Source organism: Clavibacter michiganensis subsp. tessellarius (assembly GCF_021922985.1).
GTDB classification, from domain to species: Bacteria; Actinomycetota; Actinomycetes; order Actinomycetales; family Microbacteriaceae; genus Clavibacter; species Clavibacter tessellarius.
Genome location: NZ_CP040788.1, coordinates 290952 through 312159, shown reverse-complemented (window position 1 = coordinate 312159; position 21208 = coordinate 290952). Strand labels below are relative to the sequence as shown.

Genomic DNA, 21208 nt, shown 5'->3' with positions numbered 1-21208 from the left:
CGCGGCCGCCCGCACGGGAGCGCGCGCTACGCGTCGAGGCGCGTGAGCCAGCCGTGGCGGTCCGGGATGCGGCCGTACTGGATGTCGGTGAGCTCCTGGCGCAGCGACATCGTCAGCTCGCCGGCGGGCGCGTCGACGTCGCCGACGTCGAGGCCCTCGCCCATCAGGCGGCCGATGGGCGTGATGACCGCCGCGGTGCCGCACGCGAACACCTCGGTGATCTCGCCGGACGCGACGCCGTCGACCCACTCCGACAGCTCGACGCGGCGCTTCTCGACCGTGAGGCCGCGGTCGCGCGCGAGCTCGAGGATGGAGTCGCGCGTGATGCCCTCGAGGATGCTCTCCGAGTCGGGCGTGACCAGGCGGCCGTCCTCGTAGACCAGGACGATGTTCATCCCGCCGAGCTCCTCGAGGTAGCGGCCCTCCTCGGAGTCGAGGAAGAGCACCTGCGCGCAGCCGTGCGACGCGGCCTCGGCCTGCGGGAGGAGCGACGCGGCGTAGTTGCCGCCGCACTTCGCGGCGCCCGTGCCGCCCTTGCCGGCGCGGGAGTACTGCGTGGAGAGCCAGATGGAGACCGGCGCGACGCCGCCCGTGAAGTACGCGCCGGCCGGACTCGCGATGACGTAGTAGCCCACGCGCTGGGCGGCGCGCACGCCGAGGAAGCTCTCGTTGGCGATCATGAAGGGGCGCAGGTAGAGGCTCTGCTCGGCGGCCGTCGGCACCCAGCCGAGGTCGGCGCGCACGAGCTGCCGCACGGACTCGACGAAGTCCTCGGTGGGCAGCTCCGGCAGCGCGAGACGGCGGGCCGAGCGCTGGAGGCGGGCGGCGTTGCGGTCGGGGCGGAAGGTCCAGACGGATCCGTCGGCGTGGCGGTACGCCTTCATCCCCTCGAAGATCTCCTGGCCGTAGTGCAGCACGCTCGCGGCCGGATCCAGCTGCAGCGGGCCGTACGGGACGACGCGGGCGTCGTGCCAGCCGGCGTCGAGGGTCCAGTCGATCTGGACCATGTGATCCGTGAAGTGCTTGCCGAAGCCCGGGTCCGCGAGGATCGCCTCCCGCTCGGCGTCGGCGCGGGCGCGCTCCGACGGGGTCCGCTCGAACGAGAGGGGGAAGGCGGTGGCGGCGGTGCTGCTGGTGGTGGCTGTGCTGCTGGTGGTGGCTGTGCTGCTGGTGGTGGCTGTGCTGCTGGTGGTGCTCATGGGGTCCTTCAGCGGTTCGTGGAGAGGGCGCGGATGACGGCGTCGCCGACCTCCGCGGTGGAACGGGGGGCCGCGTCGCCCGCGGCGCGCGCCGCGAGGTCGGCCGTGACGGCGGCCGTGACGCGCGCGGCGGCCTCGGGCAGGCCCAGGTGGTCGAGCAGGAGCGCGACCGACAGGATCGCGGCGGTCGGGTCGGCCTTCTGCTGGCCGGCGATGTCGGGCGCGGATCCGTGGACCGGCTCGAACATGCTCGGGAACGCGCCCGTGGGGTTCACGTTGCCGGACGCGGCGAGGCCGATGCCGCCCGAGATGGCCGCCGCGAGGTCGGTGATGATGTCGCCGAACAGGTTGTCCGAGACGATGACGTCGAAGCGGGACGGGTCGGTGACCAGGAAGATCATGGTCGCGTCGACGTGCAGGTAGTCGACCGCGACGTCCGGGTGCTCGGCGGCGACGCGGTCGACGGTGCGCTGCCAGAGGGATCCGGCGAAGGTCAGCACGTTGGTCTTGTGCACGAGGGTGACGCGCTTGCGGTCGCGCTTCTCCGCGAGCTCGAAGGCGAACCGCACGGTGCGCTCCACGCCGTGCGCCGTGTTCACGGACACCTCGGTCGCGATCTCGTGCTCGGTGCCGCGCCGCAGCACGCCGCCGTTGCCGGCGTACGGGCCCTCGGTGCCCTCGCGGACCACGACGAAGTCGACCTCCCCGGGCGCGGCGAGCGGCGACGCGACGCCGGGCAGCAGGGCGGTCGGCCGCAGGTTGACGTAGTGGTCGAATGCGAAGCGGAGCTTGAGCAGCAGGCCGCGCTCGATGATGCCGCCGGCGAGGCGCGCGTCGCGCGGGTCGCCGCCGACCGCGCCCAGCAGGATCGCGTCGTGCTGCGCGAGCGCGGCGAGGTCGGAGTCGGTGAGGATCTCGCCGGTCTCGAGGTAGTGCCCGGCCCCGAACGGGTACTGCGTGGTGTCGAGCGACACGTCCGCGGGGACCGCCTCCCGGAGCACGCGGAGGGCCTCGTGGACGACCTCCGGGCCGATGCCGTCCCCGGGGACGACGGCGAGCGAGATGGTGCGGGGCATGGATCCTCCCGGGCTCGGTGGGTGTCGGGCCAGGTTACCCGCACGCCGCCGGCACCCGCGCGCTACGGTGGACCCACCCGGCCGCCCGGCGGGACCGACAGAAGGACCCCCATGAGCATCGGCCTCGGCATCTTCCTCGTCATCGTCGGCGCGATCCTCGCGTTCGCCGTCGACATCACCGTCCCCGGCGTCGACCTCCGGCTGGTGGGGTACATCCTCATCGGCGGCGGCGCGCTCGTCATCATCATCGGCGTCGCGCTCCTCGCCCGTCGCCGCACGGCCGTCAGCGAGACGCGCACGCGCATCGACCCGGCCACCGGGCAGCGCATCACGCGCAGCGAGCGCTCGGACGACAACGTCGTCTGACCCGCTCCCCGAACGCATCGGGCCCGTCACCTCGCGAGGTGACGGGCCCGACGTGCGTCCCGGGTCGGGACGCGGTCAGTCGTGCGAGCTCGCGCGACGGAGGCTCGTGAGCGAGAGGACGATCGCGCCCACCATCAGCACGGCGCCGATGATCGAGGTCGTCACCACGCCGCCGTCGAACGCCGTGTGCGCCGACTCCAGCAGCGCGGCGCCCACGTCGGACGGCACCCGCTCCGCGACCGACACCGCGCCGCCGAGCGTCTCGCGCGCCGCGACGGCGTCGCCCTCGGACAGGCCGGCCGGCAGCACGAGGCCCGTCCGGTAGCTCGCGGTGAGGATGCTGCCGAGCAAGGCCGTGCCGAGCACCGCGCCGACCTCGTACGCCGTCTCCGACACCGCCGACGCGGCACCGGCCTTGGCGGGGGGCACGGCGGCGATGATCAGGTCGTTCGAGATGGTCTGCGATGCGCCGATGCCCGCGCCGAGCAGGCAGAAGGCGAACACGAGGAGCCCCACCGACGCGCCTTTGCCCGTGGCCGCGAGGATCACGTAGGCGACCGCCGAGAAGGCGAGCGCGATCGCGACCACCCGCGAGGGGCGGGCGCGCGCCACGATCGGCACGATCACGAGGCCCGACACGATCACCACGACGGATCCCGGGATGAGCGCGAACCCGGCGGCCAGCGGATCCAGCCCCGCGACGAGCTGCAGGTGCTGCGTGACGAAGAACAGGAATCCGACGAGCGAGACGACGCTCAGCAGGTTGACGAGCACCGCGCCCGTGAAGACGGGCTCGCGGAAGAGCCCCACGTCGAGCATGGGGTTCCGGGCGCGCGCCATGCGCCGCACGAAGAGGATGCCCGCGACCACGCCCACCACGGGCGCCGCGATCGCGAGCGGCGTGACGCCCTCCGTCGCGAAGGTCTTGATCGCGTAGACGATGGGCGCGACGGTCGCGAGCGACAGCACGATCGCGACCACGTCGATCGGCCCCGGCGCCGGGTCCTTCGACTCCGGCACGAGCACGGGCGTGAGGATCAGCAGCGGCAGCATCACCGGCACGGCCACGAGGAACACGGATCCCCACCAGAAGTGCTCGAGCAGCACGCCGCCCACGAGCGGGCCGAGCGCGGATCCGCCGGAGAAGCCCGACGCCCAGATCGCGATGGCGAGGCGGCGCTGCTTGCGGTCGGTGAAGATCGAGCGGAGGAGCGACAGCGTGGAGGGCATGAGCATCGCGCCGAAGAAGCCGAGCGCCGCGCGGGCGGCGATGAGCTGCGACGCGTCGGTCGCGAAGGCGGCCAGCGCCGAGACGACGCCGAAGCCCGCGGCGCCGATCATGAGCAGGCGGCGACGGCCGTAGCGGTCGCCCATGTTGCCCATCGCCACGAGCAGCCCGGCGAGCACGAGCGGGTACGCGTCGATGATCCAGAGCTGGGCGGCGCCGGACGGCTCGAGGTCGCGGGCGATGGACGGCATCGCGAAGCTCAGCACCGTGTTGTCGATGGAGACGAGCAGCACCGGCAGCATGAGCACCACGAGGGCGGCCCACTGTCGTGTTCCGGCGCGGGCCGGAGCGGTCACGGGGTCGGATGCGGTGCGGGGCGTGGACATGACGGGGCTTCCTGACGTCGGGAGGCGACGGCGCGGGGCGCGCGGACGGGGCCGCCGGAGCGACCGGGATCACTGTACCGTCCGGTCGGTACAGCGGGCAAGCCGCGGCTACGCTGGGGTCATGCCCGACGCACCGTCCGACCCGCCCGCTCCCGACCCCGATCCCGTCGCCGCCTCCTCCGCCGCCCCGCCGACCGGCGGCACCGCGGGCGACTCCCCCGCGACCGGGTCCACCGCGTCGGCGCGCGACCGCATCCTCGACGCGTTCGAGGAGCTGCTCGTGCAGCAGGGCGAGCGCGGCACGACGCTCGAGTCGGTCGCCGCCGCGGCCGGCGTCTCCAAGGGCGGTCTGCTCTACCACTTCGGCGGCAAGGAGGCGCTCGTCGAGGGACTCCTCGCCCGCATGTCGGCGCTCGCCCGCGAGGACGTGGAGCGGCTGCGGCAGGCGGAGCGCGGCCCGGTCGACCGCTGGATCCGCGGGTCGCTCTCGACCGCCACGCCCTTCGACCGCGCCTACGTCGCGACGTCCCGCCTCGCGCAGGGCAACCACCCGCGCGCGCGCGACACGCTCACGCACCTGCAGGAGGAGTGGGCGGCGGTGATCCTCGAGGCCGTCGGCGACCCCGCCGTGGCCCGTGCCGTGCTGCTCATCGGCGACGGGCTCTACTACAACTCCGCGCTGCAGCCGTGGCTGGGCGGATCCGCGCCCGCCGACTCCGCGCTCGACGAGCTCATCCGCGTCGTCGACGACCTGGTGCGGCTCCGCTCGACGCGCGGCTGAGGCGGGGCATCAGCCCGGACGCGCCGCGAGGGCGGCCGCCGCAGCAGCCGCCCTCGCGGTGATGGTTCCGACGGGGATCAGTCGGCGATGTCGATCTCGCGCAGCGACGTGGCCTGGATGGCCTTCCGCACGTTCTCCAGCACGCCGTCGGGCACGGGCGAGTCGACGCTCAGCACGCTGAGCGCGCGGCCGCCGGCCTCCTGGCGGGCGATCTGCATGCCCGCGATGTTGACCTCCGCGTCGCCGAACTCCTTGCCGTACACCGCGACGATGCCCGGGCGGTCCTCGTACTTCATGACGATGAGGTGGCGGCTGAACGGCACCTCGACGTCGTAGCCGTCGATCTCGACGAGCTTCTCGATCTGCTTCGTGCCGGTGAGCGTGCCCGAGACCGACACCTGCGTGCCGTCGGACAGCGCGCCGCGGATGCTGAGCACGTTGCGGTACTCCTCCGAGACCGCGTCCGTGATGAGGCGCACCTCGAGCCCGCGCTGCTCCGCGAGGAGCGGCGCGTTGACGTACGAGACGTTCTCGCTGACGACGTTCGTGAACACGCCCTTGAGCGCCGCGAGCTTGAGCACGCTCACGTCGTAGCCGGCGAGCTCGCCGCGGACGACGACGTCGATGCTCGTGAGCGCCTCGTGCGCGAGGCCGGAGAACACCTGGCCGAGCTTCTCCATCAGCGGGATGCCGGGGCGCACGTACGGGTCGATGACGCCGCCGGCGACGTTGACCGCGTCCGGGACGAGCTCGCCGCCGAGCGCCAGGCGCACGCTCTTCGCGACCGACACGCCGGCCTTCTCCTGCGCCTCGTCGGTGGAGGCGCCGAGGTGCGGCGTGACGATGATGTTGTCGAGCTCGAGCAGCGGCGACCCCGTGGGCGGCTCGCTCACGAACACGTCGAGCCCGGCGCCCGCGATGCGCTTCGACTTGAGCGCCGTGTAGAGCGCGTCCTCGTCGATGATGCCGCCGCGGCTCGCGTTGACGATGCGCAGCGACGGCTTCGCGAGCGCGAACTGCTCCGTCGAGATGAGGCCCGTGGTGTCGGGCGTCTTGGGGATGTGGATGGTGATGAAGTCGGACGCGGCCATCAGCTCGTCGAGCGGGAGGAGGCGCACGCCCAGCTGCTGCGCGCGGGCCGGCGTGACGTAGGGGTCGTACGCGACGAGCGTGGCGCCGAAGCCCGCGAGGCGCTGGGCCACGAGCGTGCCGATGCGGCCGAGGCCGACGATGCCGATGGTCTTCTCGTAGAGCTCGACGCCCGTGAACGAGGAGCGCTTCCAGAGGCCCTGCTTGAGCGACGCGCTCGCGTCCGGGATGAAGCGCGCGAGCGAGAGGATGTGGCCGATGGCGAGCTCGGCGGCCGAGATGACGTTCGAGGTCGGCGCGTTCACGACCATGACGCCCGCGGTGGTCGCGGCCTTGATGTCGACGTTGTCGAGGCCCACGCCCGCGCGGGCGACGACCTGGAGGCGCGGCGCCGCGGCGATGGCCTCCGCGTCGATCTTGGTGGCGGAGCGCACGAGCACCGCGTCCGCCTCGGCGAGGGCCGCGAGCAGCGCCGGGCGGTCGGTGCCGTCGACGGATCGGACGTCGAAGTCGGGCCCCAGGGCGTCGACGGTGGCGGGCGAGAGTTCTTCGGCGATGAGCACCACGGGCTTGGTCAATGGGGGTCCTTCGGGCTGGGGGCGGCTGGGACCATCACATGCTAGTGGCCCCACAATGGGCGGATGAGCGATGAGACGTGGGCTGCGATCCAGCTCGCCGTGCGGATCCTGCTGGCCCTCGTGTTCGTCGGGATGGGGGTGAACCACTTCGCACCCAAGGCCGCCCGGGTCATGGCGGAGATCATCCCGCCGTCCTTCCGGCGGCCCGGCGTGCCCTCTCCCCTGGCGCTCGTGTGGTTCACCGGCGTCTGCGAGATCGCCGGCGGCGTGGGCCTCCTCGTCGAGCCCGTCCGCCTCGCGGCGGGCATCGCGCTGGCGGTGTTCCTCGTCGCCGTCTTCCCCGCGAACGCCTTCGCGGCGCGCCATCCGGAGCGCTTCGGGCGCATCGCGATCCCGCTGGTGCCGCGGCTCGTGGCGCAGGTCGTGCTGATCGCGCTGGTGCTGTTCGCGGGCTGGCCGCTGTAGCGCCCACGCCGGCCGTCGACCGCCGTCCGCCGTCCGACGGGCCGTGCGCCCGCGGTCGATCGCCGGGGCGGGACGGCGTCAGAGCATCGGCACCAGGGTCGCGAGGCCCACCGTGAGCGCGCTCGCCGCGGCGAGGCCCGCGAGCATCACGAGCACGCGCGCGGCGATCGGGCGCCCGCGCGTGGCGCGCGCCGCGACGACGAACGCGACGACGGGCACCAGGATCGCGCCGACGAGCGCCGCCACCGTGCCCCCGCGGAGCGTCCCGCCGAAGGCCGCCGCGATGTCGCGGAAGGCCGTGTACTGGTCGACCGCCTGCCACACGAGGATCCCGTGGGCGATCGCGCCGAGGATCCCGACGACCCAGCCGGCTCGCGTGGGCCGGCCGCGCCGCAGGCGGGCGGCAGCGGGCGCCGGCGACCCGGCCGTCGTGCGCTCGGCGCTCACCGCGTCACCAGCCAGGGCCAGGGGAACAGGATCACGGCGCCGACCGCGAGCACGAGCATGCGGCGGCCGAGGCGCATCCCGCGCCCGGCGGCGACCACGGCCGCCAGCCACAGCACGGGCGCGAGGACGGTGAGCGCCTCGGTGGCCTGGGCCACGCCGACCTGGAACGCGGATCCGGCGTTCGACGGGTTGTCGCGCACCACGAAGAACCAGGCGATGGCCTCGAGGATCGCGACGGCGCCGAAGAACGCCAGCCCGACGACCTCGGGCGACGCCTCGGGCGCGGCCTCGGCCTCGTCGACCAGGCGGCCACGCGCGGCGGGACCGTCCGAGGCGGGCGCGTCGGCTGCGGCGGCGGCACGGCGCGCGGCCGTCGCCCCGAGGGCGGATGCGCGACCTGCGTCCGCGTCGCGGGCGTCGGCGGAGGTGCGGCGCGGCTGGGGGCGCTGCGGCTCCGGCGAGCGGGCGAGCGTCGGATCCGCCTCCTCGCCGGCCCAGCTCAGGGCGTCGTCGTCGGGGGTGCGGGGCATCCCCCGATCGTACGGGTTCCGATCCGAGCGCCCGCCGCGCGCGCCCACACCGAGGACGCGCCCGACGCGCACGATCGGGTCCGCATGCGCGGACGCCCGGTCGCGCGAGGCGACCGGGCGTCCGGTGATGCGGGTGGAGCGTCGGCTAGCGGGCGACCGAGCCGTCCGTGTAGTCGTCGTCGGCCTTGTTCCACGCGAAGAGCTTGCGCAGCTCGCGACCGGTCGACTCGATGGGGTGCTCCTCGCCCTTCTTGCGCAGCTCGAGGAACTCGGGCGCGCCGGCGTCCTGGTCGTCGATGAAGCGCTTCGCGAAGGCACCCGACTGGATGTCCGCGAGGACGGCCTTCATGTTCTCCTTGACGTCGGGCGTGATGACGCGCGGGCCGGAGACGTAGTCGCCGTACTCGGCCGTGTCGGAGATGCTCCAGCGCTGCTTGGCGATGCCGCCCTCCCACATGAGGTCGACGATGAGCTTGAGCTCGTGCAGCACCTCGAAGTACGCGATCTGCGGCTGGTAGCCCGCCTCGATCAGCGTCTCGAAGCCGTACTGGACCAGCTGCGAGGTGCCGCCGCAGAGCACGGCCTGCTCGCCGAACAGGTCGGTCTCGGTCTCCTCGGTGAAGGTGGTGCGGATGGCGCCGGCGCGCAGGCCGCCGATGCCCTTGGCGTACGACCAGGCGAGGTCCCACGCCTTGCCCGACGCGTCGACCTCGACGGCGACGATGACGGGGACGCCGCGGCCGGCCTCGAACTCGCGGCGCACGGTGTGGCCCGGGCCCTTGGGGGCGACGAGGATGACGTCGACGCCCTCGGGCGCCTCGATGTAGCCGAAGCGGATGTTGAAGCCGTGCGCGAAGACGAGCGTCTTGCCCTCGGTGAGGTTGTCGCGGACGCTGTCGGCGTAGAGGCCGCGCTGGTGCTGGTCCGGCGCGAGGATCACGATGACGTCGGCCCAGGCGGACGCGTCGGCGGGCGTCTTGACCGTGAAGCCCTGCTCCTCGGCCTTGGCGCGGCTCGTCGAGCCCTCCTTGAGGCCGATGACGACCTCGACGCCGGAGTCGCGCAGGTTGAGCGCGTGCGCGTGGCCCTGCGAGCCGTAGCCGATGACGGCGACCTTGCGACCCTGGATGAGCGAGAGGTCGGCGTCCTTGTCGTAGACGATGTCAGTCACGTGATGGATCTCCTTGTTCTGTCGTCCCCGCGGGTGGTGCGAGGGGCGGTCGTGCCGAGCCGCCTCGCGCTCGCGCGGGGCGTGGGTGGTGGACGTTCGGGTGCGTGCGTCGTGCCGTGCGCGGGGAGCCTAGCGGCTGCCCCGCGGGCGCCGTCGTGCGTTCCCTAGGAGGTGCGGAAGACGCGGTCGGTGATCGACTTCGAGCCGCGCCCCATGGCCAGGAGGCCCGACTGCGCGAGCTCCTTGATGCCGAAGGGCTCGAGCACGCGCAGGAGCGCCTGCACCTTGCCCGAGTCGCCCGTGACCTCGATGATCAGCGCGTCGGTGGCCACGTCGACCACGCGGGCGCGGAAGAGGTTCACGGCCTCGAGCACCTGGGAGCGGGTCGAGTTGTCCACGCGCACCTTCACGAGCAGGTGCTCCCGCTCCACCGCCTGGCCCGGGTCGAGCTCGACGATCTTGATGACGTTGACGAGCTTGTTGAGCTGCTTGGTCACCTGCTCGAGCGGCAGCGCCTCCACGTCGACGACGACGGTGATGCGCGACAGCCCCTCGATCTCGCTCGCGCCGACCGCGAGCGACTCGATGTTGAAGCCGCGGCGGGCGAAGAGCCCGGCGACGCGGGTGAGGAGGCCCGGCTTGTCCTCCACCAGGAGGCTCAGGATGTGGCTCACTTCTCGGTCCTCCCGGTCTCGGCGAGGTCGTCGTCCCAGCTGGGCGCGTGGTCGCGGGCGTACTGGATGGCGCTGTTGCTGAGGCCCTGCGGCACCATCGGCCACACCATGGCGTCGCGGCTGACCACGAAGTCGATGACGACGGGGCGGTCGTTCGTCGCGAGCGCCAGGCGGATCGCGTCGTCCACCTCCTCCGGCTTCGTCACGCGGATGCCGAGGGCGCCGTACGCGTCGGCCATCTTCACGAAGTCGGGGACCATGCGCGTGCCCCCGCCCGTGTTCAGGTCGGTGTTGGAGTAGCGGCCCTCGTAGAAGAGGGTCTGCCACTGCCGCACCATGCCGAGCGAGGAGTTGTTGATGATCGCGACCTTGATGGGGATGTCGTTGATCGTGCAGGTGGCGAGCTCCTGGTTGGTCATCTGGAAGCAGCCGTCGCCGTCGATCGCCCACACGTCGCGGTCGGGCTGGGCGACCTTGGCGCCCATCGCCGCGGGCACCGAGTAGCCCATGGTGCCGGCGCCGCCGGAGTTGAGCCACGAGTTGGGGCGCTCGTACTTGATGAACTGCGCGGCCCACATCTGGTGCTGGCCGACGCCCGAGGCGAAGACGCCCTCGGGTCCCGTGATCTCGCCGATGCGCTGGATGACGTACTGCGGCGCCAGCTGGCCGTCCGCGGGCGGCGTGTACCCGAGCGGGAACTCCTCGCGGAGCCCGTCGAGGTACGTCCACCACTCGGAGATGTCCTGCTCCACGGCGGACGCGGCCTTCGCCTCGCGGAACGCGACGGCGAGGTCGGCGATGACGTCCTTCGCGTCGCCCACGATGGGGACGTCGGCGATGCGGATCTTGGAGATCTCCGCCGGGTCGACGTCGACGTGGACGACCTTCGCGTCCGGGGCGAACAGCGACGCCTTGCCGGTGACGCGGTCGTCGAAGCGCGCGCCGAGCGAGACGAGCAGGTCGGACTCCTGGAGCGCGAGCACCGCCGGCACCGTGCCGTGCATGCCCGGCATGCCGAGCTGCTGCGGGTGCGAGTCCGGGAACGCGCCGCGCGCCATGAGCGTGGTGACGACGGGGGCGCCGACCGCCTCGGCCAGCGCGAGGAGCTCCTCGTGGGCCTTGGCGCGGATCACGCCGCCGCCCACGTAGAGCACGGGCTTCTTCGCCTCGACCAGCAGCTGCGCCGCGGCCTGGATCTGCTTGCCGTGCGCCTTGACGACGGGACGGTAGCCGGGCAGGTCGATCTTCGGCGGCCAGTGGAACGGCGCCTCGAGCTGCTGCGCGTCCTTCGTGATGTCGACGAGGACGGGGCCCGGACGGCCCGTGGACGCGATGTGGTACGCCGACGCGATGGTGGCCGGGATGTCCTCGGGCTTGGTGACGAGGAAGCTGTGCTTCGTGATGGGCATCGTGATGCCCACGATGTCGGCCTCCTGGAAGGCGTCGGTGCCCATGAGGGTGGAGAAGACCTGGCCGGTGATCGCGAGCAGAGGCACCGAGTCCATGTAGGCGTCGGCGATGGCGGTCACGAGGTTCGTGGCGCCGGGGCCGGAGGTGGCGATGCAGACGCCGGTGCGGCCGCTCGAGGACGCGTAGCCCTCGGCCGCGTGGCCGGCGCCCTGCTCGTGGCGGACGAGGATGTGGCGCAGCTTCGTCGAGTCCATGAGCGGGTCGTAGGTGGGGAGGATCGCGCCGCCGGGGAGGCCGAAGATGTCGTCGACCCCGAGGAGCTCGAGGGTGCGGACGACCGCCTCGGCGCCCGTGAGGATCTCGTCGCCCTGGTGGGCGGTCGGCGCCTGCGGCGTGGGGGGCGGGGTGGGCAGAGCTGGCATGGGTGCGCGATTCCTGGGAGGTGGTGCGGGAGGTGAGGAGGGGGTCATCCCGTGATGGCGCCCTCGGCGGCCGAGTGCACGAGCTTGGCGTACTTGGCGAGGACTCCGCGCGTGTAGCGCGGCGGGAGAGGGGCCCACCCCTCACGGCGGGCGGCGAGCTCGGCGTCGTCGACCAGTAGGTCGAGCGTGCGAGCGGCGATGTCGACGCGGATCCGGTCTCCATCGCGCACGAAGGCGACGGGACCTGCGTCCACCGCCTCGGGAGCCATGTGGCCGATGCACAGTCCGGTTGTGCCGCCTGAGAATCGACCGTCCGTCAAGAGTAGTACATCCTTGCCGAGGCCGGCGCCCTTGATGGCGCCCGTGATGGCGAGCATCTCGCGCATGCCGGGGCCGCCCTTCGGGCCCTCGTAGCGGATGACGATGACGTCGCCCTTCGAGATGCGGCCCTCCGTGAGGGCGTCCATGGCGGCGCGCTCGCGCTCGAAGACGCGGGCCGGTCCCTCGAACACGTCGAGGTCGAAGCCGGCGGTCTTGACGACGGCGCCCTCGGGGGCGAGGGAGCCGTGCAGCACGCTGATGCCGCCCGTGGCGTGGATGGGGTCGTCCATCTTGCGGAGGACCGTGCCGTCGAGGTCCGCGAGGTCCATCGACTCGAGGTTCTCGCGCATGGTGCGGCCGGTGACCGTCATGACGTCGCCGTGCAGCAGGCCCGCGTCGAGCAGCGCCTTCATCACGACGGGGACGCCGCCGACGCGGTCGACGTCGTTCATGACGAAGCGGCCGAAGGGCTTGAGGTCGCCGAGGTGCGGCACGCGGTCGGCGATGCGGTTGAAGTCGGAGAGCTGGAGGTCGACCTCGGCCTCGCGCGCGATGGCGAGGAGGTGGAGGACCGCGTTGGTGGACCCGCCGAACGCCATGACGACGGAGATGGCGTTCTCGAACGCCTCCTTCGTCATGATGTCGCGCGCGGTGATGCCCTTCGCGATGAGGTTGACGACGGCCTCGCCGGAGCGGTGCGCGAAGTAGTCGCGGCGGCGGTCGGCGCTCGGCGGCGCGGCGGATCCGGGGAGGCTCATGCCGAGGGCCTCGGCCACGCTCGCCATGGTGTTGGCGGTGTACATGCCGCCGCAGGCGCCCTCACCCGGGCAGATGGCCTTCTCGATGCGGGTCAGGTCCTCCTGGCTCATCGTCCCGGCCTTGCACGCGCCGACGGCCTCGAAGGCGTCGATGATCGTGACCTCCTTCTCCGTGCCGTCGGAGAGCTTCACCCAGCCGGGGGCGATGGATCCGGCGTAGAGGAACACCGAGGAGAGGTCGAGGCGCGCGGCGGCCATGAGCATGCCGGGGAGGGACTTGTCGCAGCCCGCGAGGAGGACGGATCCGTCGAGGCGCTCGGCCATCATGACGGTCTCGACGCTGTCGGCGATGACCTCGCGCGAGACGAGCGAGAAGTGCATGCCCTCGTGGCCCATCGCGATGCCGTCGCTGACGGAGATGGTGCCGAACTGGAGCGGGTAGCCGCCGCCCGCGTGCACGCCCTCCTTGGCGCCCTGCGCGAGGCGGTCGAGGCTGAGGTTGCAGGGCGTGACCTCGTTCCACGAGCTGGCGACGCCGATCTGGGGCTTCTCCCAGTCCTCGTCGCCCATGCCGACGGCGCGGAGCATGCCGCGCGAGGACGTGGCCTCGATCCCGTCGGTGACGTCACGGCTCCGGGGCTTCATGTCGATCTCAGGCATGGGACGAGCTTAGATCCTCGCGCGGAGCAGTCCCGGCGGGCTGGGGGCGAGCGGATCGCCGCGTCAGCCGATGCCCGGGGGCAGGCGCCCGTCGTCCGGCTCGTCCGCGCGGGCGCCGTCCCCGGGGTCAGCGGACGAGGCCACGGTGGCCGCCTCGTCGCGGGGACCGGCGCCGCCGGGGACGTGGCCCGCCTCCTCGGCGGCGATGTTCTCGGCGGACCCCACGGGGAGCGTCGAGGCGTCGACCTCGTCCGCGTCGCGCAGCTCCTCGTGGGCCCGGTCGATGGCCTCCTCCAGTTCGTCGACGAGCAGGTCGTCGCGCAGGAAGTGGCGGAGGCGGTAGCCGGCGCGGCCGACCATGTGGGCCGAGATGGGCGCGGTGAGCATCTGGAAGAGGAGGACGGGCACGAGCATCGCGACCGTGCTGAGGCTCCTCGACTGGAGGGCGAGCGCGAGGAGCACGAGGATCACGCCGAGGATCTGCGGCTTGGTCGCCGCGTGCATGCGCGCCAGCGGGTCCGGGAAGCGCAGGAGGCCCACGCCCGCGGCGACCGACAGCACGCCGCCGAGGAGCAGGAGCACGAGGCTCGCGACGTCGAGGGCGTCGGCGAGGGGGCCGGAGGCGAGCACGTCGTTCACGAGGGGTCCTGCTTCGAGACGTAGCGGGCGACGGCGACGGTCGCGAGGAAGGCGGTCATGGCGAGCACGAGCATCACCGGGACCGTGCGGGTGTGGCCGTTGAACACCATCTCGGCGCCGAGCACGCAGATGAGCGTGGTGAGCAGCACGTCGGACGCGATGATCCGGTCGAGGATGCTCGGCCCGCGCACGATGCGCACGAGCGCCATCACCGCGGCCGAGAAGAAGAGGACGCCGACGAGCACCCAGCCGACCTGCATGACGATGCTCACGCGAGCTCCTCCCCCGTCGTCGTGATGAGCCCCGCCTCGAGGTCGCGGTCCCGCACCAGCTCGTGCGCGCGCTGCCGGCGGGTCTGCAGCAGCGGCTCGCGGCCCGTCTCGCGCCGCTCGCGGTTGACGCGCCACACGTCGTCGGCCGTGCCGAGGGTGAAGACGATGCGGCTCTCCACGTCGAGCGTCGTGCGGCGGACGCGCTCCACGTCCTCGGGGGTGGGGGTGCCGAGGGCGTGGAGGTACAGGATCGAGCGCTCGCGGTCGGCCTCGACGACGATCGAGCCGGGGACGAGCGACACGACCTCGGCCGTGAGCGTCATGACGAAGTCGCTGCGCGTGTGCAGGTGCACGGCGATGACCGAGTTGACGGGCACGCGGCGCCAGTCGAACGCCTGCGCCGCGACCTGGAAGGACGCGCGCACGAGGTCGACCGCGAAGTGCCCGAGCAGGATCAGCGCCCAGCGGATGTCGAACCGGCCCGACAGCTCCACGGGCGGCAGGTAGAACACGCGCGTGACGAGCAGCGCCAGGACGATGCCGGTGACCACCGAGATGACGGTGACGTGGCCCCAGAGCAGGAGCCACAGGATCACGAGCCAGACGAGGAGCGGCAGCTGCACCAGGAGCGTGAGCCGCTCGGCGCGCGCGCGGGCGCGGCGCGGGGTCATCGGACGCCGCCCGGGAAGACGGTCTCGACGTAGCCCTGCTCGCCCGAGCCGTTGCCGGATCCGGGCCCGGTGAGGCTCTCCCCCGCGCGCTCGGAGAGGGCGTAGACCGGGCCGGCGAAGACGGTGAGGGCGACGCTGACGACGACCATGCCGGCGGTCGCTCCGGTCATGAGCACGGGCGTCTTGCGGACGGTCGTCACGGCCTCGCCGCCCGGGCGCTCGGAGAGCTGCTCGAGCAGGGGCGACTCGTAGTCCTCGACCTCCTCGGCCCCGCGCCAGAACGCCATGTTCCAGACGCGGGCGAGGGCGTAGAGGGTGAGGAGGCTCGTGGCCGCGCCCGCCGCGATGACGGCGTAGGTGAGCCAGCCGCCGACCTCGGCGCCGGAGTCGAAGAGCGCGACCTTGCCGATGAAGCCCGAGAACGGCGGGATGCCGCCGAGGTTGAGCGCGGGGATGAAGAACAGGATCGCCATGACCGGCGCCGCCTTCAGCAGGCCGCCGAGCCGGTTGATGGACGTGCTGCCGCCCGTGCGCTCGATGAGCCCCGAGGCGAGGAACAGCGTGGTCTGCACGACGATGTGGTGGATCACGTAGTAGATGGTCGCGGTCATGCCGGCCACGGTGTTGAGCGCGATGCCGAAGATCATGTAGCCGATGTGGCTCACGAGCGTGAACGACAGCAGCCTCTTGATGTCGGCCTGCGCGACCGCGCCGAGGATGCCGATCACCATGGTCAGCGCCGCCACCACCATGAGCGCCGTGGAGAGCTGGTCGGTCGGGAACATGACCGTCTCCGTGCGGAGGATCGCGTACACGCCGACCTTGGTGAGGAGGCCCGCGAAGACCGCCGTGACGGGCGCGGGCGCCGTGGGGTAGGAGTCCGGCAGCCAGAACGACAGCGGGAAGACGGCCGCCTTGATGCCGAACGCGACCAGCAGCATGATGTGCAGGATCAGCTGCACGTCCGGCGGGATCTCGTCGAGCCGCACGGAGATCTGCGCGATGTTCACCGTGCCGAGGGCGCCGTAGATCATGGCGATCGACGCGAGGAACAGCATCGAGGAGACGAGGCTCACGACGATGTACGTGACGCCCGCGCGGATCCGCGCCTCGGTGCCGCCGAGCGTGAGCAGCACGTAGCTCGCCACGAGCAGGATCTCGAACCCGACGTAGAGGTTGAAGAGGTCGCCCGCGACGAAGGCGTTGAAGACGCCGGCCGCGAGGATCAGGTAGGTCGGGTTGAAGATCGAGACGGGCGTCTCGCCGTCGCCGTCCTCGAGGCCCTGGCCGATCGAGAACATGAGGACCGCGAGCAGCACGATCGACGAGATCAACAGCATGAGCGCCGAGAGCCGGTCGACCACGAGGACGATGCCGAACGGCGCCGCCCACCCGCCGACCTCGACGGACTGGCCGCCCTGCTGGTCCACGAGCACGAGCAGCACGGCGCTGATCACCACGACGACCAGGAGCGCGAGCACCGAGACGGCGACCTGCAGGCGGCGCTGGCGCGCGGCGACGAGGGCCGCCGCCGCGCCGAGCAGCGGCACGAGGACGACGAGCGGGATGAGGGTCGGGAAGATCGTCACCGGCCCTCCTCCCCCTTCTCCTTCTCGGCGCGCCTCGTGCGGAAGTCGCGGTCGTCGTCGTCGTCGGCGGAGTCGTCGATGGCTTCTTCCAGATCGGATCGGTTGCCGCGGAGCTTCCGGGCGGAGGCGATGGCGGCCTCGGCGTTGGTGCCGAACTCGGTGTCGTCGTCGTCGGGGACGGTGGGCTCCTCTCCGAGGCCCGTGCGGGGGCCGCGCATCGCGAGGTCGTCCTCGTCGTCCGTCACCACGTCGGCGTTGGCCAGCCGCCAGGAGCGGTAGATGAGGGCCATCAGGAACGCCGAGACGCCGAACGTGATGACGATGGCCGTGAGGATGAGCGCCTGCGGGAGCGGGTCGGCGTACTCCGACGGGTCCACGTCGGGGTCGTAGATGGGCGCGAGGCCCACGCGGCCGGACATGATCAGGATCAGGATGTTGGTCGCGTTGCCCACGAGCAGGAACCCGAGGAGCACGCGCGTCATGCTGCGCTCGAGCATGAGGTAGATGCCCGTGGCGTACAGCGCGGCCATGATCAGGATGAGGGTGACGGAGACGCTCACACGCTCACCCCCTGCTCGGTCTCCATCCCGTCCGCTCCCTGCTCGACCGTCCGGTCGCTCTCCTCCTGGCGGTCGACCTCCGCGCCGAGGCTGCGGAGCACGTCGAGCGTGAGGCCGACGACGACGAGGTAGACGCCGACGTCGAAGAAGGTGCTGGTGACGAACTCGACGTGGCCGACGAAGGGCACCTCGGTGTCGATCCAGGTGGAGGTGAGGGCGTCGGCGCCGAAGACGAGCGGCACGATCGCGGTGCCGACGGCGAAGACGAGGCCGGTGCCGAGCACGCGGCCCGCGTCGACGGGGGCGGCGGCGCCGAGCTCGTAGCGTCCGCCCGCGAGGTAGCGCGCGACGAGCGCCATGCCCGCGAGGAGGCCGCCCGCGAACCCGCCGCCCGGCAGGTTGTGGCCGGAGAACAGCAGGTAGACCGACACGACGATGAGGCTGTGGAACAGGAGCCGCACGACGACCTCGAGGAGGATCGACCGGTTCTGCGGCGCGAGCGTGCGGCCCGCGAGGAGCCAGGGGCTGCGCTCGGTGCGCCCCTGGTCCTTGACGGCCTCGCGCGCTTCCATCCTCGGTCCGTCGGCGCCCTGCTCCACCTCGAGCGGCGCCTCCGCGGTCGACGGGTCGTGCCGCCCGGAGAGGCGCGCGAGCAGGCTGCGGCGCGAGGGGGCCGTGAGGCGGGGCAGGGAGTCGGTGCGGCGGTTGAGGAAGATGAGGCTCGCGACGCCCGTGGCCGCGACGATGAGCACCGAGATCTCGCCCATCGTGTCCCAGCCGCGGAGGTCGACGAGCGTGACGTTGACGACGTTGCTGCCGTGGCCCTGCTCGTAGGCGAGGCGCGGGAACTCCAGCGAGATGGGCGACGCGACGCGCGCGCCGAGCGCGACCACCGCGACCGTGGACATGAGCGCGGCGACGGCGATGCCGATGGACGCGCGCCAGATCGGGTGCACCGAGCGGTTCCGCTCCCCCAGCCGCACGGGCAGGCGGCGGAGCACGAGAACGAACGCGACCAGCGTGATCGTCTCGATGAGCACCTGCGTGAGCGCGAGGTCGGGCGCGCCGTGCAGCGCGAAGAGCGCGGCCATGCCGTATCCGGTGACGCCGACGAGCACGACGGCCTGGAAGCGCTTGCCGGCGCGGGCGGCGGCGATGGCGGCCACGATCATCACGACGCCGATGACGGGCTGCGCCGGGTGGTCGAACGGCACGGCCGTCGCGGGCCAGGAGCGGTTGAGCGCGAGCGCGGAGCCCACCGAGCCGATGAGCACGAGCAGGATGACGCCGAGGTAGAACGGCAGCGACCCGCGCTGCGTGGTGGCCGTGGTGCGCGCCGCGACCCGGTCGATGAGGCGCATCGAGGCCCAGTAGACGCGCGCGGCGTCGATCCACGCCGGCACGCGGGACTGGAGGGCGAAGACGCCGTCGCGGAGGCGGAACATCGCGAGGCCGACGACGAGCGTGCCCGCCGAGATCAGCAGCGCCGGCTCGATCCCGTGCCAGAGCGCCAGGTGGTAGGTGTGGTCGGGCTCGCCGGAGGCGCCCGCGCTCACGGCCGGCAGCGTGTCGGCGTAGCCGGCGATCCAGCCGTCGACGGTCGAGGCGAGGAAGCCGAGCACGAGGCCGGTCGCCGCGAGCACGGCGGGCGGCACGAGGAAGTCGAGGTGCTCGTGCACCGGCTGGACCTCGTCCACGCCGCGCTTGCGGGCGAAGGCGCCCCACAGGAAGCGGGCGCTGTACGCGACCGTGAGGCAGGATCCGACCGAGACGCCGACGAGCGCGACCCCGCCCAGGCCGCCGCCCAGCTCCGCGTCGAGGAGGAGCGCGGAGAGCACGGCCTCCTTCGCGACGAAGCCGAGGAACGGCGGCAGGCCCGCCATCGAGGCGAGGGCGAGCGCCGTGATCACCGCGAGCACGGGCGCCTTGCGGCCGAGCCCGCTGATCTTTCGGAGGTCGCGCGTGCCGGCCCGGTGGTCCACGACGCCGACGACGAGGAAGAGCGTGGCCTTGAACAGCGCGTGCGCGAGCAGGAGGGCGACGCCCGCGAGCGCCGCGTCGCGCGTGCCGTAGCCGACGACCACCGTGAGGAAGCCGAGCTGGCTCACCGTGCCATAGGCGAGGACGAGCTTGAGGTCCATCTGCTTGAGCGCGCGCCAGCCGCCGACGAGCATCGTCGCGACGCCGAGCGAGACGAGCAGCACGCGCCAGCCGGGGACGTCGGCGTAGCCGGGCGCGAGGCGGGCGATGAGGTAGATGCCGGCCTTGACCATCGCGGCGGCGTGCAGGTACGCGCTCACCGGGGTCGGCGCGGCCATCGCCGCCGGGAGCCAGAAGTGGAAGGGCACGAGCGCCGACTTCGAGAGGGCGCCGAGCAGGATCAGCACCACGGCGACCGGGATCAGCGGGCCGCCGGGCGGGTCGGCCACGAGCTGCGCGAGGCTCGTCGTGCCGCCCGCGACCGAGAGGATCACGAGGCCCACGAGCATCGCGAGCCCGCCGGCGGTGGTCACGAGGAGCGCCTGCAGCGCGGCGCCGCGGCTCGCCTTCTTGCCGGTGTAGTGGCCGATGAGGAGGTAGGAGAGGACGCTCGTCGCCTCCCAGAAGGTGAAGAGCACGAACACGTCGTCCGCGAGGACGAGGCCGTACATCACCCCGGCGAAGGCGAGCAGGAGGCCGGCGAACCGACCGAGGCCGTCCTCACCCGAGCGGAAGTAGCGCGCGCAGTAGAGGAGGACGAGGGCGCCGACGCCCGTCACGACCAGCGCGAGGAGCCAGGACAGCGCGTCCATCCGCATGTCGAGGACGATGCCGAGCGACGGGATCCACTCCAGCCGCTCCACGACCTCGCCGTCGGGCAGCACGGCCGGCCCCTGCAGGGCGGTGAAGACGAAGGCCGCGGCGGGCACGAGCGCGGCGACGACGAACGCGCGCACGCCGAGCGCCCGGGTGAGGAGCGGCAGCAGGATCGAGGCGATCAGGAACGCCGAGAGGAGGACGAGCAACTGCGGTCTCCTCTCGCGAGTCGGCTATTTCCCCAGTCTACCTGGGGCCTGCCTGAACGTCCCGGGCGCGGAGGCCCGCGAGGTCACCCGGGCTGGACGACCGGCTCGCCGCGGAGGTCCGCGAGCACCTGCAGCACGCGCGCCACGTCGTGCGGGCCGTCGACGCGGAAGTCGGCGGCGGTGGCGCCGGTGCCGCTCTTGAGGCCGAGGTCGCCGGCCTGGAGCGCGGCGAACGCGTCCTCGTCGGTGACGTCGTCGCCGGCGTAGAACACCGCGGACGCCTCCGCGTACCGGCGGAGGTGCTCGACGGCCTCGCCCTTGGTGGCCTGGCGGATGCTGAACTCGAGCACGTCCTTGCCGGAGCGCACCTTGAGGCCGTCGACCTCCGCGTGCGCCTCCTGCGTCGCGACGAGGTGCGCGATGCGGCTGTGCTTCTCCGTGGCGAGGCGCGTGTGGAGGGCGAAGCCCGCGGGCTTCTCCTCGATCCACACCTCGTCGAGGGAGTCGGCGACCTGGCCGAGCACGTCCGAGAGCACGCCGCGCTGCGCCAGCTCGCCCTCGTCGAGCACGAGCTCGATGTCGTCGCTGTCGAGGCGGATCTCCACGCCGTGGGATCCCACGAGCAGCACCTCGTCCGGCAGGTCGGCCACCGCCTCGAGGCTGCGGAGCGCGCGCCCCGAGACGAGCGCGACGCGCGTGTCCGGCAGCGCGAGGAGCGCCAGGACGGCCGCGCGGGCCTCGGGCACGGCGCGCGCCTTCTCCGGGTCGTCGACCTCGGGCGCGAGGGTGCCGTCGAAGTCGAGCGCGACGAGCAGGCGCGGCGTGCGCGCGAGCTCGGTGAGGGCCTCGAAGAGGCGGCCCGGGAAGCCGCGGCCGCCCTTGGCCTGGATGTCGGTGGTCAGCTCGGCCAC

Annotated in this window: 20 protein-coding genes; 3 read left to right on the top strand and 17 right to left on the bottom strand. The window is 72.5% G+C overall.

Annotated features, from left to right (window positions below):
• Positions 1 to 26: 26 nt before the first annotated feature.
• Complete coding sequence (locus tag FGG90_RS01355) at positions 27 to 1199, bottom strand: branched-chain amino acid aminotransferase (protein WP_094125981.1); 1173 nt, start codon at positions 1197 to 1199, stop codon at positions 27 to 29.
• A gap of 8 nt (positions 1200 to 1207) precedes the next feature.
• Positions 1208 to 2275, bottom strand: coding sequence for a 3-isopropylmalate dehydrogenase (locus FGG90_RS01350; protein WP_094125982.1), 1068 nt, complete (start codon positions 2273 to 2275; stop codon positions 1208 to 1210).
• A 111-nt stretch (positions 2276 to 2386) separates the two neighbouring features.
• Here FGG90_RS01350 and FGG90_RS01345 point away from each other — a divergent pair, with 111 nt between their 5' ends.
• Positions 2387 to 2641 carry a DUF6458 family protein gene (locus tag FGG90_RS01345; protein ID WP_094125983.1) on the top strand — a complete coding sequence of 85 codons (255 nt, stop codon included), beginning with the start codon at positions 2387 to 2389 and terminating at the stop codon, positions 2639 to 2641.
• Between the two features lie 75 nt (positions 2642 to 2716).
• Here FGG90_RS01345 and FGG90_RS01340 read toward each other — a convergent pair whose 3' ends face one another.
• Positions 2717 to 4255 (bottom strand): MFS transporter, encoded by a 1539-nt coding sequence (locus FGG90_RS01340; RefSeq protein WP_094125984.1) that lies wholly within the window; start codon positions 4253 to 4255, stop codon positions 2717 to 2719.
• Positions 4256 to 4376: 121 nt separating this feature from the next.
• On the opposite strand from FGG90_RS01340, the gene FGG90_RS01335 reads away from it, so the two are divergent.
• Positions 4377 to 5036: a TetR/AcrR family transcriptional regulator gene (locus tag FGG90_RS01335; RefSeq protein WP_094125985.1), complete on the top strand. Its 660-nt coding sequence runs from the start codon at positions 4377 to 4379 to the stop codon at positions 5034 to 5036.
• 77 nt (positions 5037 to 5113) lie between these two features.
• Here the strand turns inward: FGG90_RS01335 and serA are convergent, their stop codons facing one another.
• On the bottom strand, positions 5114 to 6703 hold the full coding sequence (serA, locus tag FGG90_RS01330) for a phosphoglycerate dehydrogenase (protein WP_094125986.1): 1590 nt from the start codon (positions 6701 to 6703) through the stop codon (positions 5114 to 5116).
• Positions 6704 to 6766: 63 nt separating this feature from the next.
• Here serA and FGG90_RS01325 point away from each other — a divergent pair, with 63 nt between their 5' ends.
• Positions 6767 to 7168, top strand: a complete 402-nt coding sequence (locus tag FGG90_RS01325; protein ID WP_094125987.1) for a DoxX family protein — start codon at positions 6767 to 6769, stop codon at positions 7166 to 7168.
• A 78-nt stretch (positions 7169 to 7246) separates the two neighbouring features.
• On the opposite strand, the gene FGG90_RS01320 is transcribed toward FGG90_RS01325, so the two are convergent.
• The 13 genes from FGG90_RS01320 to otsB all read right to left on the bottom strand — a co-directional run bounded on the left by FGG90_RS01320 (position 7247) and on the right by otsB (position 21208).
• Positions 7247 to 7615: a hypothetical protein gene (locus FGG90_RS01320; RefSeq protein WP_094125988.1), complete on the bottom strand. Its 369-nt coding sequence runs from the start codon at positions 7613 to 7615 to the stop codon at positions 7247 to 7249.
• Positions 7612 to 8145, bottom strand: a complete 534-nt coding sequence (locus FGG90_RS01315; protein ID WP_094125989.1) for a hypothetical protein — start codon at positions 8143 to 8145, stop codon at positions 7612 to 7614. The genes FGG90_RS01320 and FGG90_RS01315 overlap by 4 nt, the downstream gene beginning before the upstream one ends.
• Before the next feature lie 145 nt (positions 8146 to 8290).
• Complete coding sequence (gene ilvC / locus FGG90_RS01310) at positions 8291 to 9316, bottom strand: ketol-acid reductoisomerase (RefSeq protein ID WP_086516748.1); 1026 nt, start codon at positions 9314 to 9316, stop codon at positions 8291 to 8293.
• Positions 9317 to 9480: 164 nt separating this feature from the next.
• A complete protein-coding gene (gene ilvN, locus FGG90_RS01305) occupies positions 9481 to 9990 on the bottom strand; it encodes an acetolactate synthase small subunit (protein ID WP_094125990.1) in 510 nt (169 codons plus the stop codon).
• A complete protein-coding gene (locus tag FGG90_RS01300) occupies positions 9987 to 11822 on the bottom strand; it encodes an acetolactate synthase large subunit (RefSeq protein WP_237583486.1) in 1836 nt (611 codons plus the stop codon). Before FGG90_RS01300 ends, ilvN begins: the two co-directional genes overlap by 4 nt.
• 44 nt (positions 11823 to 11866) lie before the next feature.
• Entirely contained in the window at positions 11867 to 13561 is a 1695-nt protein-coding gene (gene ilvD, locus FGG90_RS01295) for a dihydroxy-acid dehydratase (protein ID WP_086516746.1), read from the bottom strand.
• 63 nt (positions 13562 to 13624) lie between these two features.
• Positions 13625 to 14200: a monovalent cation/H(+) antiporter subunit G gene (mnhG, locus tag FGG90_RS01290; RefSeq protein WP_094125991.1), complete on the bottom strand. Its 576-nt coding sequence runs from the start codon at positions 14198 to 14200 to the stop codon at positions 13625 to 13627.
• The gene (locus tag FGG90_RS01285; protein WP_094125992.1) at positions 14197 to 14472 is read right to left on the bottom strand and encodes a monovalent cation/H+ antiporter complex subunit F; all 276 of its coding nucleotides are present in this window, start codon (positions 14470 to 14472) and stop codon (positions 14197 to 14199) included. Before FGG90_RS01285 ends, mnhG begins: the two co-directional genes overlap by 4 nt.
• Complete coding sequence (locus FGG90_RS01280) at positions 14469 to 15143, bottom strand: Na+/H+ antiporter subunit E (RefSeq protein WP_094125993.1); 675 nt, start codon at positions 15141 to 15143, stop codon at positions 14469 to 14471. Before FGG90_RS01280 ends, FGG90_RS01285 begins: the two co-directional genes overlap by 4 nt.
• On the bottom strand, positions 15140 to 16732 hold the full coding sequence (locus tag FGG90_RS01275; RefSeq protein ID WP_094125994.1) for a Na+/H+ antiporter subunit D: 1593 nt from the start codon (positions 16730 to 16732) through the stop codon (positions 15140 to 15142). The genes FGG90_RS01280 and FGG90_RS01275 overlap by 4 nt, the downstream gene beginning before the upstream one ends.
• Complete coding sequence (locus FGG90_RS01270; RefSeq protein ID WP_094125995.1) at positions 16729 to 17292, bottom strand: Na(+)/H(+) antiporter subunit C; 564 nt, start codon at positions 17290 to 17292, stop codon at positions 16729 to 16731. Before FGG90_RS01270 ends, FGG90_RS01275 begins: the two co-directional genes overlap by 4 nt.
• Positions 17289 to 20297, bottom strand: a complete 3009-nt coding sequence (locus FGG90_RS01265; RefSeq protein WP_094125996.1) for a Na+/H+ antiporter subunit A — start codon at positions 20295 to 20297, stop codon at positions 17289 to 17291. The genes FGG90_RS01270 and FGG90_RS01265 overlap by 4 nt, the downstream gene beginning before the upstream one ends.
• Positions 20298 to 20380: 83 nt before the next feature.
• Positions 20381 to 21208: a trehalose-phosphatase gene (gene otsB, locus FGG90_RS01260; protein WP_094125997.1), complete on the bottom strand. Its 828-nt coding sequence runs from the start codon at positions 21206 to 21208 to the stop codon at positions 20381 to 20383.

Excerpts from the sequence above, each read along its gene's own strand:
- FGG90_RS01300 (WP_237583486.1), bottom strand. The coding sequence starts at position 11,822 with ATGCCAGCTCTGCCCACCCCGCCCCCCACGCCGCAGGCGCCGACCGCC.
- FGG90_RS01345 (WP_094125983.1), top strand. The coding sequence starts at position 2,387 with ATGAGCATCGGCCTCGGCATCTTCCTCGTCATCGTCGGCGCGATCCTC.
- FGG90_RS01340 (WP_094125984.1), bottom strand. The coding sequence starts at position 4,255 with ATGTCCACGCCCCGCACCGCATCCGACCCCGTGACCGCTCCGGCCCGC.
- ilvD (WP_086516746.1), bottom strand. The coding sequence starts at position 13,561 with ATGCCTGAGATCGACATGAAGCCCCGGAGCCGTGACGTCACCGACGGG.
- FGG90_RS01315 (WP_094125989.1), bottom strand. The coding sequence starts at position 8,145 with ATGCCCCGCACCCCCGACGACGACGCCCTGAGCTGGGCCGGCGAGGAG.
- FGG90_RS01325 (WP_094125987.1), top strand. The coding sequence starts at position 6,767 with ATGAGCGATGAGACGTGGGCTGCGATCCAGCTCGCCGTGCGGATCCTG.
- FGG90_RS01355 (WP_094125981.1), bottom strand. The coding sequence starts at position 1,199 with ATGAGCACCACCAGCAGCACAGCCACCACCAGCAGCACAGCCACCACC.
- FGG90_RS01350 (WP_094125982.1), bottom strand. The coding sequence starts at position 2,275 with ATGCCCCGCACCATCTCGCTCGCCGTCGTCCCCGGGGACGGCATCGGC.
- FGG90_RS01280 (WP_094125993.1), bottom strand. The coding sequence starts at position 15,143 with ATGACCCCGCGCCGCGCCCGCGCGCGCGCCGAGCGGCTCACGCTCCTG.
- FGG90_RS01335 (WP_094125985.1), top strand. The coding sequence starts at position 4,377 with ATGCCCGACGCACCGTCCGACCCGCCCGCTCCCGACCCCGATCCCGTC.